Annotated in this window: 11 protein-coding genes; 3 read left to right on the top strand and 8 right to left on the bottom strand. The window is 70.1% G+C overall.

Going from position 1 to position 15,339, the window contains the following annotated elements; genetic code table 11:
• Positions 1-42 precede the first annotated feature (42 nt).
• Positions 43-1,158 (top strand): glycosyltransferase, encoded by a 1,116-nt coding sequence (locus tag QH290_RS21420; RefSeq protein WP_280384713.1) that lies wholly within the window; start codon positions 43-45, stop codon positions 1,156-1,158.
• A 42-nt stretch (positions 1,159-1,200) separates the two neighbouring features.
• On the opposite strand, the gene QH290_RS21415 is transcribed toward QH290_RS21420, so the two are convergent.
• The 8 genes from QH290_RS21415 to QH290_RS21380 form a co-directional block, all read right to left on the bottom strand.
• Entirely contained in the window at positions 1,201-2,082 is an 882-nt protein-coding gene (locus QH290_RS21415; protein WP_280384711.1) for a DMT family transporter, read from the bottom strand.
• Positions 2,083-2,139: 57 nt separating this feature from the next.
• Positions 2,140-3,588 (bottom strand): neutral zinc metallopeptidase, encoded by a 1,449-nt coding sequence (locus tag QH290_RS21410; protein ID WP_280384709.1) that lies wholly within the window; start codon positions 3,586-3,588, stop codon positions 2,140-2,142.
• Positions 3,589-3,799: 211 nt separating this feature from the next.
• Positions 3,800-5,104, bottom strand: coding sequence for an MFS transporter (locus QH290_RS21405; protein ID WP_280264498.1), 1,305 nt, complete (start codon positions 5,102-5,104; stop codon positions 3,800-3,802).
• A 61-nt stretch (positions 5,105-5,165) separates the two neighbouring features.
• The gene (locus tag QH290_RS21400; protein ID WP_280384707.1) at positions 5,166-5,612 is read right to left on the bottom strand and encodes a VOC family protein; all 447 of its coding nucleotides are present in this window, start codon (positions 5,610-5,612) and stop codon (positions 5,166-5,168) included.
• 72 nt (positions 5,613-5,684) lie between these two features.
• The gene (locus tag QH290_RS21395; protein WP_280264503.1) at positions 5,685-7,061 is read right to left on the bottom strand and encodes a bifunctional lysylphosphatidylglycerol flippase/synthetase MprF; all 1,377 of its coding nucleotides are present in this window, start codon (positions 7,059-7,061) and stop codon (positions 5,685-5,687) included.
• A 335-nt stretch (positions 7,062-7,396) separates the two neighbouring features.
• Positions 7,397-10,408, bottom strand: coding sequence for a bifunctional [glutamine synthetase] adenylyltransferase/[glutamine synthetase]-adenylyl-L-tyrosine phosphorylase (locus QH290_RS21390; protein ID WP_280384705.1), 3,012 nt, complete (start codon positions 10,406-10,408; stop codon positions 7,397-7,399).
• An 85-nt stretch (positions 10,409-10,493) separates the two neighbouring features.
• Positions 10,494-11,831 carry a glutamine synthetase family protein gene (locus QH290_RS21385; protein ID WP_280264506.1) on the bottom strand — a complete coding sequence of 446 codons (1,338 nt, stop codon included), beginning with the start codon at positions 11,829-11,831 and terminating at the stop codon, positions 10,494-10,496.
• A gap of 58 nt (positions 11,832-11,889) precedes the next feature.
• Positions 11,890-13,434 (bottom strand): alpha/beta hydrolase, encoded by a 1,545-nt coding sequence (locus tag QH290_RS21380; RefSeq protein ID WP_280384703.1) that lies wholly within the window; start codon positions 13,432-13,434, stop codon positions 11,890-11,892.
• A 161-nt stretch (positions 13,435-13,595) separates the two neighbouring features.
• On the opposite strand from QH290_RS21380, the gene panB reads away from it, so the two are divergent.
• Complete coding sequence (gene panB, locus QH290_RS21375; RefSeq protein ID WP_280264512.1) at positions 13,596-14,435, top strand: 3-methyl-2-oxobutanoate hydroxymethyltransferase; 840 nt, start codon at positions 13,596-13,598, stop codon at positions 14,433-14,435.
• A gap of 218 nt (positions 14,436-14,653) precedes the next feature.
• The coding region (locus tag QH290_RS21370) for a hypothetical protein (protein ID WP_280384701.1) at positions 14,654-15,339 on the top strand (686 nt) is incomplete at its 3' end.

Genomic DNA, 15,339 nt, shown 5'->3' with positions numbered 1-15,339 from the left:
CCGTCGTTGCGGGATCGCCACGGCCACCGAGGTTTCCGGCTGATGCGCATCGTGCAGCTGGCCAACTTCTACACACCGGCCTCGGGTGGCCTGCGGACCTGCGTCGACGAGATCGGGCGCGGGTATCTGGCCGCCGGGCACGATCGTGTACTGGTGGTGCCGGGCCTGGCCGACGCCGATGAACTCACCCCCGCCGGACGCCGAATCACGGTGCGGGGGCCGCGTTTCGGCACCGCCGGGTATCACGTGCTCACCGCCCGGCGCACCCGGCCGCAGCTCGAGCGGCTGCGGCCGGACGTGCTCGAATGCAGCGACAAGCTGAGTATGCGCTGGCTGGCGCCGTGGGCGCGGCGCGCGGGCGTGCCGCTGGTGCTGTTCTCCCACGAGCGCATCGACGCGATCCTGCGCACCCGGGTGCCGCCGGGCTTCCCGCTCACCACCGCCGCCGACCTGGCCAACCGCAGGCTGGTGAACCGGGTCGAACATATCGTCGTGACTTCGGATTTCGCCCGGGCGGAGTTCAGCCGCATCGGTGCCCGCAACGTCCATCGCATTCCGCTGGGGGTCGATCTGGAGACCTTCCGGCCCGCCGACACCGGCTGTCCCCCAAGGGGTTCCGCGCCGACCCGGCTGATCCTGGTGAGCCGCCTGTCCCGGGAGAAGCATCCGGATCGCGCGATCGAGGCCCTGCGCCTGTTGCGGCACAGCGGGATCGACGCCGAGCTGACTGTCGCGGGTGACGGCCCCCTGGGCGAGGATCTGCAGCTGCTGGCCCGCGGTCTCCCCGTGCGATTCGCCGGGCACATCTCCGACCGCGAGGTCGTGGCGGCCATGATCGCCGCCGCCGATATCGCGCTGTGCCCCTCTCCCGCAGAGACTTTCGGACTCGCCGTCCTCGAGGCCCTGGCCTGCGGCACCCCGGTGATCGTCCCGCGCGACGGCGCCGCCCGCGAACTCCTCGGACCACCTGGCGCGGGCATCGCCTGCGACGGCAGCCCGGCGGGTCTCGCCGCGGCCGTCCGCACCCTTCTGTCCATCCCCGCCGACCACCGCCGCCGCGCCGCCCGCGCCAGCGCCGAACGCTTCCCCTGGTCCCGCACGGTCACCGGAATGCTGAACCTGCACACAACTTTCGAACCCGGCCTGCGCACGGCCTGACCCGCCGCCGGGCATGACGGATCCGCCGGTGGTGATCGGGTCTCAGCCGACCGCGAGCGGCTCCGGCGCCGGGCGCTCGTCGTGCAGGGTGGGCGAATTGGCCAGCAGCGCAACGCCTCCTATCACCAAGGCCGCCGCGAAGACGAGTGGCATGGTGGGTGGGCGGGTGGCGGTGGCGAACAAGGTCAGACCTGCGGCGTAGCTGAGCAGGGGGTCGGTGATCGTCATGGTGGTCAGGGCGGTGGGTAGGGAGCCGCGGGCGAAGGACTCCTGCGTGAGGATCCCGCCGACGACGGTCGAGATCGGCACCCCCAGCCACGCCCAACTCGGTTGCGGCAGTGCGGAGGTCGCCACCGTCATCAGGACCGCCGTCGTCGCGAAGCACCAGCCCGCGGCCATCGCGATGCACGCCGACCGCAGTTGCGGCGGCCGGGCGAGACGGCCCGCGACCAGCAGCACCGTCACCGCCACCACCGCCACGCACACCGCGGCCGGAAGGCGCTCCGGGCGCACCGCACCGTGCGGAACCCCCGGCGCGACAAGCAATACCAGCCCGCCGCACACCGCCACGGTCCCCACCCAGTCCCGCCGCAGCAGCCGCGACCGCCGCCGCCCGGCCGCGAACGGCAGCGCGAACAGCAACTGCGTCACCAGCAGCGCCTGCACCAGCGAGATCGCCCCGACGTGCAGCGCCACCGCATGGCACAGGAATCCGGCGACACTGAACCCCTGCCCGACCAGCCAGCGACGGCTCGTCAGCAGCGTCCGGGCGATCCCCGCCACCGCGAGCATCCCCGCCTCGCCGCCCGTGGCCAGCGCGGCACTGCGGGCGCTGCCCTGCTGCAGAGCCGCCGACACCGCGAACAGCAGGGCGGCCAGCAGCGCCAGCGCACCACCGGCCGCACCCGGCCCGGTTGCGATCACGTGCCCCATCCTGGGCGCCCCGGATGAACCGGGGATGGCGTCCGGATGGCTCGCCGCCTACTTGTAGTTCGCCAGGCAGGCGCCCTCACCGTCGAGCACCCCGGCTCGGAACGCGTCGAGCCGCTGGTACCCGCTGGGCACCACCTTGCCGTCGACGTCACCGGCCGCGGCGCCGTCGGCGAGCAGCCCGGACACCGCCGCGTCGAGATCGCCCGCGGTCAGCCGCGGATCACTCGCCGGATCGCTGAGCCTGGTGGTGATCACCCCCGACAGGCACGCGGTGCGCAGGCCCGCACTCTCCGGCCCGGACAGCGGCAGGCTCCGATCCTGCTGCACCGCCAGCGCGTAACGGGAGATGAAGACGAGGAAGGCGTTGTAGTTGCCCTCCACCATCGCCGACAGCGGCTCCTCGGCACCGGGCAGGTCCCCCGCACGCGCGGCCAGTTCCGGCACGTTCGCGCCGATCTTGTTGTTCGACGGGCAGTACGACACCGGTTCCGCCGCAGTGCCTTTCGGGCAGTCCCGCACGACACCCGCGTAGTCATACCGCGGTGGCTGCCGCACCGGATAGATCCGCCCCAGCGCCTGGGCGACCAGATCCAGCGACGCGGTGTCGACGGGTAGCTGGTGCTCCTTGTCACCGGGTTCGAAGCTGGTGGGCAGTTCGCCGCGCCGCTGCTTGATCTCTTTCCGGTTGATGTTCTTGCAGCCCTCGGTGCCGTCCTGCCAGCCGATCTGCACGGCCGTGACCCGCTCGAAGGCCGACCCGTGCACGTTGCGCGGGTTGTCGGGATCCCGGTCGCGGACCGCGACCGCCGCGCCCAGCACGCCGTTGAGACCGTCGGTGGTGTTGAGGGTGAAGTGCGCCGAATCGCCCTCGGCCACGTGCCGCAGAAACACTCCGGCGAAGCAGTCGGCCTGCTGTTCCAGCACGATGCCGGGGGTGAGGAACCCGTTGAGGCGGGCCTGATCCTGCAGCGCGTGACCGTACTCGTGGGCGAGCACCATCACCACCGCCATCGTGCCGTATTTGTCCGCGACCAGCGGCAGCAGCCTGCCCCGATCCCAGCCGATGGTCTTGTCCAGCTTGCAGTAGGCGGCGTTGACCATCTTGTGGGTCGACGACTTGCAGAAGGTGACCGCCTGCTCCTCCGGAGCGCGCGCATCCCACGAGAGGAAGCGGTCCACCGGCTTGAAGGCGCCCTTGAAGAACTTGGGATACTCGGCGCCCCAGTACTCCTGCAGATCCGACAGCGTATTGAGGGCCAGCCGGTCCATCTCGCCGCCGTCGCCGTTCTCCGCCCGCAGGGGTGCGTCCGGCGCGCCCGCGCGCGGCCCGCTGGGCCCGCCGCTCTGGGCCGCACCGGCCACCGCCCACGGATCGCCCGCCTCGGCGGCGACCTGTTGCACCGCAGTGCCTTTCGGCTCGTCACCGCATCCGGCCAGTGCCACGCCCAGGACCAGCAGCGCGGCCACCGCGAGCCGCGGCCGTACAAGTCGTATCAAGTTGTCTCGCCTCCCCGATTTCCGATGTCACCGACCCGGATCCCACGACGATCCGGATCCGCGACAGCGGCCCCCCGTCTCCGAGCGCACACATCGTAATCGCACGGACCACCACCGGCGCAACGGTTGTCGCGAGATCGCCCGAGGTCCCGTCTCGGCCGGACGCCGGTGCGATCAACCGAGCCGAGCCGCGCGGCGGCCGCGATGCGACCTATTCCGCGACCCGCCGCGGGCGCAGGGCGAGCGTGGCCACCCCCGCGACCACCATGTACACCCCGACCACCCACAGTCCCGCGCGCTGCGTCCCGGTCAGGTCCTTCAGCCAGCCGGTGATGTACGGCGCCGCGAAACCGCTGACATTGCCGAGGGAGTTGATCAGCGCGATGCCGCCGGCCGCCGCCGCGCCGGACAGGAAGGTGCTGGGCAGCGCCCAGAACGTGGGCAGCGCGGCCATCACCCCGACCGCGCACACCGTGACCGCGGTCATCGCCGCGAACGGATTGCCCAGATACAGCGCGACGGGAATCGCCAGGCCGCCGAGGATCGCGGGCAGCGCCACGTGCCAGCGCCGCTCCCCCGTGCGGTCGCCGTGGCGGCCCCACCACACCATCGCTACCGCGCCGATCACATACGGCACCGCCGTGATCAGCCCGCGCTGCACCACCGAATAGTGCGTCCCGTACTGCTCCTGGAATCCGGCGACGATGGTGGGCAGGAAGAAGCCGAGCGCGTACAGCCCGTAGGCGATGCCGCCGTAGATGGCGGCGAGCCCGAGGATGCGCGGATGGGTCAGCGCCTTGCGGACCGTCCAGTGCTCGGCCTGGGCCAGTTCCTCCTGTTCGCGCGCCAGCTCGGTGGCCAGCCACTCGCGTTCGGCCGGTGCCAGCCAGCTCGCCCGCTCGGGCCGGTCGGTCAGATAGAACCAGGTCATGACCGCCAGCAGCAGTGCGGGCAGCCCCTCCACCAGGAACATGAACCGCCAGCCGGACAACCCGAACACCCCGTCGCCGTACTGGATGATCAGGCTCGACAGCGTGGCGCCCAGCGCGGTCGAGATCGGCACCGCGGTCATGAACAGCGCCACCACCCGCGCCCGATAGCGCTGCGGGAACCAGTAGGTCAGATACAGCAGGATCCCCGGGAAGAAGCCCGCCTCGGCGACACCGAGCACGAATCGCAGCACGACCAGCACCGTCGGGTTGGGCACGAAGGCCATCGCCGTGGCGACCACGCCCCAGCTGAGCATGATCCGGGCGATCCAGCGCCGCGCGCCGAAACGATGCAGCGCCAGATTGCTCGGCACCTCGAGCACCAGATATCCGAGGAAGAAGATGCCGGAGGCGAAACCGAAGACGGTCTCCGACATCCCCAGCTCGGTCTTCATGCCGCTCGGCCCGGCGAAACCGATATTCACCCGGTCCAGGTAGTTGACGAAATACAGCAGTCCGAGGAACGGCACCAGGCGCAGGCCGACCTTGCGCAGGGTGGTCCGGGAGACGTCGGTGTCTTCGAGCACCTGGGTACTCTCCGGTCCGGAATGCCGGAAGTCAAGGCCCGGTTCCGGCTGCGGTTGTCCGCTACTGGACGCAGAATTCGTTGCCGTGCGGGTCGGCCATGGTGGTCCATTCGCCGCCGAGGTCGCCGTCGTAGAGCCGCGTCGCGCCCAGGGTTTCCAGGCGGATCACCTCGGTCGCCCGCCGCTCGGGACCGACCTCGACATCCAGGTGCAGCCGGTTCTTGGCCGTCTTGGGCTCGGGCACCAGCTGGAACACGATGCGGTCGCCGTCCGCGATGCCGGTCGTCTCGTCGACCGGTGCCTGCGGATCCCGGATGGCGGAGAAATCCAGCCAGTACAGCCGATCTCCGTCGCGGACGACGCGATCGGCGGCGATCTCGCCCGAGTCGATCATCCGGCGCAGCAGCGGGGTGTGGTTCTCGATCTCGTAGCCGAGCGCCTGCGCCCAGAACCGGGCCAGCTCGTTCGGGTCCGGGGTATCGATGACGACCTGGTAGCGAATGCCCATCCTGTTCCTTCCTCCGGTGTAATCCCTTCCACGTGACAGGATTTCACCGTCGGCCGCAACTCGGGCGCCACCTCAGTCCTGGTTGCGGTGGGGGACGAACTCGAGGGTGAGCAGGGCCGCGGCGGTGAAGGCGATCTCGCGCCAGCGGATCAGGACGAAGCGCTGGTCGCCGAAGGAGTTGAACTTGCGCAGGAAGCGGTACAGCGATTCCAGGCGGATCAGCGGGTCCAGCGTGCGGGCGGCCAGGTAGATCGCCTGCAGCGAGCGGGTCCGCTGCTTGTCGGCGAACAGCTCCGGGAATGCCGCGAAGGCCAGCGAGATGCGCTGCACGCCTTTGTCTTTGCCGTACTCGACCAGGTCCACGATCATGCGCTCGTCCAGGCCGTTGGGGGCATCTTTGCGGCGCCACGGCACGTCCAGGCTCAGTTCGGTGCCGTGGTTGGATTCGCCGTAGCGCTGGAAGCCGACCACCCGGCCGTCCGCATCGCGCGCGATGACCACCAGCATGCCGGGGTGGCGGCCGTCGAGCAGGTGATCGAGGATCATCGAGAACCCGCGCGTCTGACGGCCCTTGCCCCATTCGTCGACGATGTCGAACAGGGTGCCGCGCGTGCGCGCGTCCAGCTCGACCTCCTTGACGATCTCGGTGGTCACCCCGAAATTGCGGGTGCGGCTGACGCCCTGGCGCAGATTGCGGTACTTGCGGCCCACCATGTCGAACCGGGCGACGTCGATCACCACGTCCCGGCCGATCGGAATCGCCCGCAGCCCATGGTGTTCCGCCGCGCAGCCGCGCCACAGTTCGGTCAGCTCCGGGCTGGCGCCGAGGACCGCGACGCGCCAGCCGTGGTTCATCGCGAACTCGGAGAACTCGCGGATCAGGGCGGCGAAGTCGGCCCGATTGCCGACCGGGTCACCGGCCACCACCGCGATGCCGAAGCGGGCCCGATAGCCGAGGGCCGCGGTCGAATTCGCGTTGAAGTAGTAGGACTTCGCCGAGTGCAGGGCGAACGGCGCCAGCGGATCGCCACCGGTCCGGTCGACCAGCGCGGCGACCCGGTACTGCTGGTCCGGCTGCGGACGTGAGGACACGGGCAGCATCAGGATGAATCCCGTCGCGGCCAGGCTCACGAATCCGATGGCCGAATGCCCGTTGTGGTAGGCGATATTGGAGACGCCGAGCACGAGCAGCGCCACCGCGAAATGGGGCAGCGTGATCGGCCGCCGCAGATGCAGCCCGCGGGCCACGAACAACCCCGCCAGCGACACCGCGACGAACCAGCTGTGGTTGACCCCGACCCGCGAGGCCCGATCGGCGGCATACACCAGCACGACACCGACCAGCAGTAGCACCACGATCAGCGGAACTCGCACCGCGCGGGCGGGCGAGACGGCCGCATCCCGATAGGTTCTTCGGTACCCGGTGACGGCAGAGTTCAGTTCGGACACGTCACCACCCCCGGCATCCACGCAGGTGGGCGCGCCGCCCGTCCACGAACACCCTCGCCATCCTCATCCTCCCGACGGTTCCCGTCCCACCACAACCAACCAGAACAAACCCTCCGGTCGGAATTATCCCACCGGATTCGCACACGCCCGACCGGCATCGGCCCCACCGAACCCACCCCTAAATCATAGGATGAATCCGCAAACCCACATGCACGCGGTTCAACCGATACCTCCCCACCAATGTTCCCGCAACACCTTTATGCCTTGCCCCACACCACAATCCACCCCACCGCAACCCCCAATTCCCGCACCACTCGCATGGTCCCGACTCGCGGCTAGCCTCCGAAGACTCGCTCCACCACGGTTTTGGCGCGGCGGGTCACCCGCATGTAGTGATCCAGGAATTCGCTGCCGTCGTCGTTCGGCCAGCCCGCTACCCGGGCCACCGCCGACAGCAGCTGTCCCGGCCCCGGCAGCTGGTCGGCGGGCTTGCCCCGGACCAGTACCAGCGCGTTGCGGGCCCGGGTGGCGGTCAGCCAGGCGTCCCGCAGCAGCTCCACATCGTCCGCGTCCAGTAGACCGGCCCGCTCGATGGCGTCCAGCGACTCCAGCGTCGAGGTGTTGTGCAGCTCCGGCACCTCGTGCGCGTGCCGCAACTGCAGCAGCTGCACGGTCCATTCGATATCGGCCAGACCGCCGCGGCCCAGCTTGGTGTGGGTGGCGGGGTTGGCGCCGCGCGGCAGGCGCTCGGAGTCGACCCGGGCCTTGATGCGGCGGATCTCGCGCACCGCGTCGGCCGACACCCCGCCCTCGGGATAGCGCACCTTGTCGATCATGTGCAGGAATCGCAGACCCAGGTCCTGATCGCCCGCGACCTGGTGTGCGCGCAGCAGCGCCTGCACCTCCCACGGCTGGGCCCACTGCTGGTAGTAGGCCTGATAGGCGGCGAGGGTGCGCACCAGGGCCCCGTTGCGGCCCTCCGGGCGCAGGCCCGCGTCGACCTGCAGCGGCGGATCGGTGCTGGGCGCGCCGAGCAGGCGCTGCACCTTCTCGGCGATGCCGATCGCCCACTTCACCGCCGTGGTCTCGTCCGCGCCGGACCGGGGGTCGCAGACGAACAGCACATCGGCGTCGGAGCCGTAGCCCAGCTCCTTGCCGCCGAGCCTGCCCATGCCGATCACCGCGATATCCGCGGGTGCGGGCCCACCCAGTTCGGCCTCGCTCGCGCGGATCACCGCCAGCAGCGCGGCCTCGAGCACCGCCACCCACACCGACGACAGCGCGCGGCACACGCGCGGCACATCGAGCATGCCGAGCACGTCGGCGGAGGCGACGCGGGCCAGTTCGTGGCGGCGCAGCGACCGGGCGGTCGTGATCGCGCGCTTGGGATCGTCGTAGCGGGCCGCACCGGCGAGGATGCCGTTGCGGACGTCGTAGAGCTTGGGCGACAACAGCAGTGGGCCGTTGGGGCCGTCGGCGAACATCCGGATCGTCTCCGGCGCGTTGATCAGCAGGTCCGGCAGGTAGGCCGAGGAGCCGAGCACGATCATCAGCCGTTCCGCGATGGCGCCCTCGTCGCGCAGTTCGCGCAGGAACCAGATCTGGCTCTCCAGCCCCTCCGACACCCGGCGGTACGCGAGCAGCCCCTGATCCGGGTTCGGGGTGTCGCCCAGCCATTCCAGCAGGGTCGGCAGCAGCAGCGCCTGGATGCGGCCCTTGCGGCCCACCTCGCCGGTGAGCGCCTTGAGATGGCCGAGGGCGTTCTCCGGGGCGGCGTAGCCGAGCGCGGCCAGCAGCCGCACGGCCGCCTTCGGGCTCAGCCGCAGCGCGGCGGCGTCGAGCCGGGCCACCGACTCCAGCAGCGGCCGGTAGAACAGCTTGGCGTGCAGCCGCCGCACCCGCATCGCGTTGCGCTTGATCTCGCTCTGCAGGACGCCGACCGCGTCCTGGCGGCCGTCGGGCCGCATATGTGCCGCGCGCGCCAGCCAGCGCATGCCCTCGTCGTCGTCGGACGCGGGCAGGGTGTGGGTGCGCTTGAGCCGCTGCAGCTGCAGCCGGTGTTCGAGCAGGCGCAGGAATTCGTAGGAGGCGGTGAGGTTCGCGGCGTCGTCGCGGCCCACGTAGCCGCCCGCGGCCAGCGCCGTCAGCGCCTCCACGGTGCTCTGGACGTGCAGCGACTCATCGGCCTTGCCGTGCACCAGTTGCAGCAGCTGCACGGCGAACTCGACGTCGCGCAGGCTGCCGTGGCCGAGCTTCAGTTCCCGCTCGCGCAGATCCGCGGGCACCAGATCCTCCACGCGGCGGCGCATGGTCTGGACCTCGGCGACGAAGTCCGGGCGCTCGGAGGCATTCCAGACCATGGGCATCAGCGCGTCGCGGTATTCCTCGCCCAGTGCGAGGTCGCCGGTGGCGGGCCGGTTCTTCAGCAGGGCCTGGAACTCCCACGTCTTGGCCCACCGCTTGTAGTACGCCACATGCGATTCCAGCGTGCGCACCAGCGCCCCCGCCTTGCCCTCGGGGCGCAGCGCGGCGTCCACCTCGAAGAAGGCGCTACCGGCCACCGTCATCAGCTCGGCGGCCAGGCGCGTGGCCGTGGTGTCGGCGGGTTCGGCGACGAACACCACATCCACATCGGAGACGTAATTGAGTTCGCGCGCACCGCATTTGCCCATCGCGATCACCGCCAGCCGCACCGGCACCGGCTGATCCGGGCACACCCGCGCGACCGCCACCGCCAGCGCGGCCGTCAGCGCCGCATCGGCCAGATCGGTGAGGTGCCGACCGACCTGCTGATACGGCAGCACCGGCTCGTCCTCCACGGTGGCGGCCAGGTCGTGGGCGGCCAGCTGCATCAGTTCGTCGCGATATCGCTTGCGCAGCAACGCGACAACCTCCGGCCCGGTGAGCTTCGCGCGGAACAGCAGCGGTCCCGCGTTCGGCCCGTCCTCGGGGACGGCCTGCACCACGCCGAGCAGGTCCGCGATCAGCTCGTCGCGCTTGGGCAGGTCCGCCCGGCGCAGCAGCTGCCAGGTGTCCGGCTCGGCCACCAGGTGATCGGCGAAGGCGCTGGAGGAGCCGATCAGCGCGAACAGTCTGCCGCGCAAAGAGATTTCGGTGCGCAGCGCGGCGTCGAGTTCCGCCCACCTCGACCCGAGCCGCTCCCGCAGGCGCGTGAGCGTCAGCAGGGCGAGGTCGGCGTCGGGTGCGCGCGACAGCGCCCACAGCAAGGGAATGCTGTCGACGTTGTCCCAGGCCAATTCTCGCAGTGAATCGGCGGCCGTCGGCTCGAGCAGTCCGAGCCGACCGGCACCGGGAACCGCGGGACGGGCAGTCGGTGGCCGTACCATGCCCTCAAATTACATGGTCGGCCCCGGCCGCCGTGCCCGGATTCCCGGGCAGTGGAGAAAGTGTTCTCACTTCGTGCCGCGGGCCTTACAGATCCAGGTACTCCTGGAGCTCGTACTGGGTGATCTGAGCCCGGTAGCCCGCCCATTCGCGGCGCTTGTTGCGCAGGAAGAAGTCGAACACGTGCTCGCCGAGGGTCTCGGCGACCAGCTCCGAGCGCTCCATCGCCTTGAGCGCCTCGTCCAGACTGCCGGGCAGTTCCTTGAAGCCCATGGCGCGGCGTTCGGCGGTGGTCAGCGACCACACGTCGTCCTCGGCCTCCGGCGGCAGCGTGTACCCCTTCTCGACACCGCGCAGGCCCGCGGCCAGCAGCACCGCGAAGGCCAGATACGGGTTGCACGCCGAATCGGGGCTGCGGATCTCCACCCGGCGCGAGGACTGCTTGTCCGGGGTGTACATCGGAACCCGAACCAGCGCAGAGCGATTCGAGCGGCCCCAGGAGGCCGCCGTCGGCGCCTCGCCGCCGTGGATGAGCCGCTTGTAGGAGTTCACCCACTGGTTGGTGACCGCGCTGATCTCGTGGGCATGCTCGAGGATGCCCGCGATGAACGCCCGCGCGGTCTCCGACAGGTTGATCGGATCGTCGGGATCGGCGAAGGCGTTCTGCTCGCCCTCGAACAGGCTCATATGCGTGTGCATCGCCGAACCCGGGTGCTCGGCAAAGGGTTTGGGCATGAACGACGCCCGCACGCCCTCGTCGATCGCCACCTCCTTGATGAGGTAGCGGAAGGTCATCACGTTGTCGGCCATCGACAGCGCGTCGGCGTAGCGCAGGTCGATCTCCTGCTGGCCGGGCGCGCCCTCGTGATGGCTGAACTCCACCGAGATGCCCATCGACTCCAGCGCGTCGATGGCGTGGCGGCGGAAGTTCGGCGCCTCGTCGTGCACGGCCTGGTCGAAGAAGCCGCCGTTGTCCACCGGCACCGGATTCCCGTTCACCAGGCCCGACTTCACCAGGAAGAATTCGATCTCCGGATGCACGTAGCAGCTGAAGCCCAGGTCACCCGCCTTGTTCAGCTGCCGCCGCAGCACGTGCCGGGGATCGGCCCACGACGGCGAGCCGTCGGGCATCGCGATATCGCAGAACATCCGCGCCGAATGCTGGTGGCCCTTGCTGGACGACCACGGCAGCACCTGGAACGTCGACGGGTCCGGCCGCGCGACCATATCGGCCTCCGAGACGCGCGCGAAGCCCTCGATGGCCGAGCCGTCGAAACCGATGCCCTCCTCGAACGCCCCCTCCAGCTCGGCGGGAGCAATCGCGACCGACTTCAGATACCCCAGGACGTCGGTGAACCAGAGTCGTACGAAGCGGATGTCCCGCTCCTCGAGCGTCCGCAGCACGAATTCCTTCTGGCGATCCATACGCGCGAGCGTAAGCACCCGGCGTTAAATCCGTGTTACATAGCCATTGTGGAGCTAATTAACCGCATGTGAGGCCGGGCGCAGGCTCGGTCAAATCCGTCAAATACGCGAACGCGGCGTCGTCGACGCACGGCACGCCGCCGGACAGGAACACCGTGTGGCGGGTGCCGCGGTTGGTGATCAGCGCCGCGCCCAGCTCCTGCGCCAGGTTCACCCCCGCCTGATAGGGGGTGGCCGGATCCTGGGTGGTGGAGACGACGACGGTCTTCGGCAGGCCCGGCGCCGAGATCCGGTGCGGGGTGCTGGAGTTGGGCACCGGCCAGAACGCGCACAGCTCCAGCGGCGCCTGCCCGGTGGCGTGGCCGTCGTCGAGGAACGGGGCAACCTTGCGGTACTCGGTGTCCTGCTTGTCGGCGACCGCCCGGTCCTTCACCGCGGGATCGTCGACGCAGTGGATCGCCATGAACGAGTCCTGGGAGTTGTCGTAGGTGCCGTCCTTGCGGCGGCCGTCGTACAGGTCGGCCAGGCGCAGCAGGATGTCGCCCTTTCCGGCGGTCAGCTGGGCGAGTCCGGCGCTGAGCACATTCCAGCTGTCGTCGGCGTAGAGGGTGTTCTGCACGCCGGTGATCGCGTCGCCGTAGGTGAGGCCGCGGCCGTCGTCGGTGGTCGCGGGCCTGTCCCACAGCGGCCCGACCAGTTCGCGGAACCGCGTCACCGCCTGTGCGGGGTCGGGGCCCAGCGGGCATTCCGGCGTGCTCGCGCAGTCGGCGGCGTAGGCGTTGAATGCCTGCTGGAATCCGGCCGCCTGCTGCACCGATTCGGTCACCGGGTCGGCGTTGGGGTCCAGGGCGCCGTCGAGCACCATCGCGCGCACCCGGTCCGGGAACTTCTCGGCGTAGGCCGAACCGAGCCGGGTGCCGTAGGAGTAGCCGACGTAGTTGAGCTTCTCGTCGCCCAGTACCGCCCGGATCACGTCCATGTCCTGCACCACCTCGCGGGTGCCGACGTGGGCGAGGAACTCGTTGCCCGTGCGCTCGGTGCAGCGGGCGGCGAACTGCTTGTTGTCGTCCTCCGCCTCGGCGATGCCCGCGGGCGTGTTGTCCTCGGGCGGCTCGGCGCGCTCGCGGTCCCACTCCTCGCCGGTCAGGCAGGCGATCAGCGGCGTGGACGCGCCGAGGCCACGCGGATCGAAGCCGATCCGGTCGAATCGCTCCGCGAGCGGGGTGCCCTGCCCCTGCTGCGCCATCCACAGGCCGGGCTGGCCGGGGCCGCCCGGATTGAACAGCAGCGAGCCGATGCGCTGTCCGGTCGCCCTGATCCGGGAGATCGCGATCTGCGCGGTGGCGCCCTCGGGTTTGCCGTAGTCCACCGGCACGGTGACGCGGGCGCACTGGGCGCCCTCGGGGAACCGGCTCGACGAGTCGCCGAAGCCCTCACAGCCGCTCCACTCGGGAGTCTGGGTGTAGAACCGCTCCAGCCCGGCCGGCGACGGCGAGCCCGCCGGCGGCGAGGCGGGCTGATCATTCGTCGATGTGGAGCAGCCGGCGGCCACACAGATCAGGGCCAGCACGGCTGTCAGACGACCGGTACGCGACAAGGGCATGCGACGAATCCTTCCAGACCTCACCGTGTGACGAATTGCATGGTCGGCGAGCCTTAAACGGGGTGTCGGGGCGGTGGCACACTGAAGACGTCCAGATGTGGACGAGTCACGAAAACCCGGGGACCCGCACGGGCCTCGAGGAGACGACGAAAGGGACGATGATGTCCGGAGAAACCGCTGCCTACGGTGCCGCACCGACAACTTCTCGGAAGAAGACGCGAGTACAGCACCTGCAGCAGATGAAGGCCGCCGGAGAGAAGTGGTCGATGCTGACCGCCTACGACTATTCGACGGCCACACTGTTCGAAGAAGCCGGTATTCCGGTGCTACTGGTCGGCGATTCGGCCGCGAACGTGGTGTACGGCTACGACACCACCGTGCCGATCACCATCGACGAGCTGGTCCCGCTGGTGCGCGGGGTGGTGCGCGGGGCGCCGCACGCGCTGGTGGTCGCGGACCTGCCGTTCGGCAGCTACGAGGCATCCCCCGAGCTGGCGCTCGCCTCGGCCACCCGGTTCATGAAGGAGGGTGGCGCGCACGCGGTGAAACTCGAAGGCGGCGAACGGGTTTCCGAGCACATCGCGCGGCTGACCGCCGCCGGGATCCCGGTGATGGCGCATATCGGGTTCACCCCGCAGAGCGTCAACACCCTCGGCGGATTCCGCGTCCAGGGCCGCGGCGACGGCGCGGAGCAGCTCATCGCCGACGCCATCGCGGTGCAGGAGGCGGGGGCCTTCGCGGTGGTGATGGAGATGGTTCCGGCCGAGCTCGCCGGGCAGGTCACCCGCAAGCTGACCATTCCGACCGTCGGCATCGGCGCCGGCGTCGACTGCGACGCGCAGGTGCTGGTCTGGCAGGACATGGCCGCCTACACCAGCGGCAAGACCGCCAAGTTCGTCAAGCACTTCGCCCAGCTCGGCGACCAGCTCCGCAACGCCGCGGCCACCTACGCCGACGAGGTCCGCCGCGGGGTGTTCCCGGCCCCGGAACACAGCTTCTGACCGGGAATGAGCAAGCGGCCGCCCGTCCTGTACGGGCGGCCGCGCTACGCCCGTGCCCGCCCCAAGCTCCCGGCACGGCCCCGCCACCTATTCCCGGCATGTTTTTGGCCGGGAATCCGGCCGAAAACATGCCGGAAAATAATGAGAAGTGGCCGGTCAGGTTCAGGTAGCGTTGCGGGTGGGGCAGAGTCCAATGACTACAAACCGGGGGGACTCCAATGACTACAGCCGTATCCATGTCGGATCAGCCGTTGGAGCCGATGGTGGGCTGGGCCGTGGATGAGCTTGCGGCGCACGGGATCACGGTGACCGGGGCGGGCGAGGAGCGGCGGCGGCGGGATTGGACGCTGCTGGCGCTGCTGCCCACCGATGCCGGTCCGGTGTGGGTGAAGGCGTGTGCGCGGGCCTTCGCGCATGAAGGCTCGCTGCTGCAGGCACTGGATCGGCTGGCGCCCGGTAGCGTCCTGAAACCCCTTGCGGTACACCGGGACAACGGCTGGCTGATCACTCCCGACGGCGGCGCCACCATGAGCCGCGGCCCGGCCGACCGGGGGCTGTTCGACCTTCACGGCGTGGCCGTCGCCCCCGACCGCCCGCCGGGCTGGGACGCGGTGATGCGGTCCTACGCGGCTCTGCAACGACGCCTTTCGCCGCACGTCGAGGAGTTGCGCGGGACCGGGACGCCGTATCTGCCGCCCGAGCGGCTGATCGACGTCTACCGCCGCTACGAGGATCAGGCCCCCGGCCTCGGCCCCGCCATCGAGCGGGCCGCCGCCGCACTCGCGGCCGAAGGCCGCCGGGCCCGGGGGGCCAACGCCCAGTTGCCCCGGGCCGTCTTAGCCACCGGGGGGTTCCAGTTGGGCAGGGGGGGTGGGGGGGTGACCCAAACCGTGCTGTGCGCCCG

It is taken from the genome of Nocardia wallacei (genome assembly GCF_029869545.1).
Taxonomy (GTDB): Bacteria; Actinomycetota; Actinomycetes; order Mycobacteriales; family Mycobacteriaceae; genus Nocardia; species Nocardia wallacei_A.
The sequence above is the reverse complement of the archived record's forward strand: the minus strand, read 5'-3'. Positions and strand labels throughout refer to the sequence as shown.

Bases quoted from the DNA above. Each gene is read 5' to 3' on its own strand.
- QH290_RS21420 (WP_280384713.1), top strand. From the start codon at position 43: ATGCGCATCGTGCAGCTGGCCAACTTCTACACACCGGCCTCGGGTGGC.
- QH290_RS21400 (WP_280384707.1), bottom strand. From the start codon at position 5,612: ATGGGCATTCGCTACCAGGTCGTCATCGATACCCCGGACCCGAACGAG.
- QH290_RS21390 (WP_280384705.1), bottom strand. From the start codon at position 10,408: ATGGTACGGCCACCGACTGCCCGTCCCGCGGTTCCCGGTGCCGGTCGG.
- QH290_RS21385 (WP_280264506.1), bottom strand. From the start codon at position 11,831: ATGGATCGCCAGAAGGAATTCGTGCTGCGGACGCTCGAGGAGCGGGAC.
- QH290_RS21380 (WP_280384703.1), bottom strand. From the start codon at position 13,434: ATGCCCTTGTCGCGTACCGGTCGTCTGACAGCCGTGCTGGCCCTGATC.
- panB (WP_280264512.1), top strand. From the start codon at position 13,596: ATGTCCGGAGAAACCGCTGCCTACGGTGCCGCACCGACAACTTCTCGG.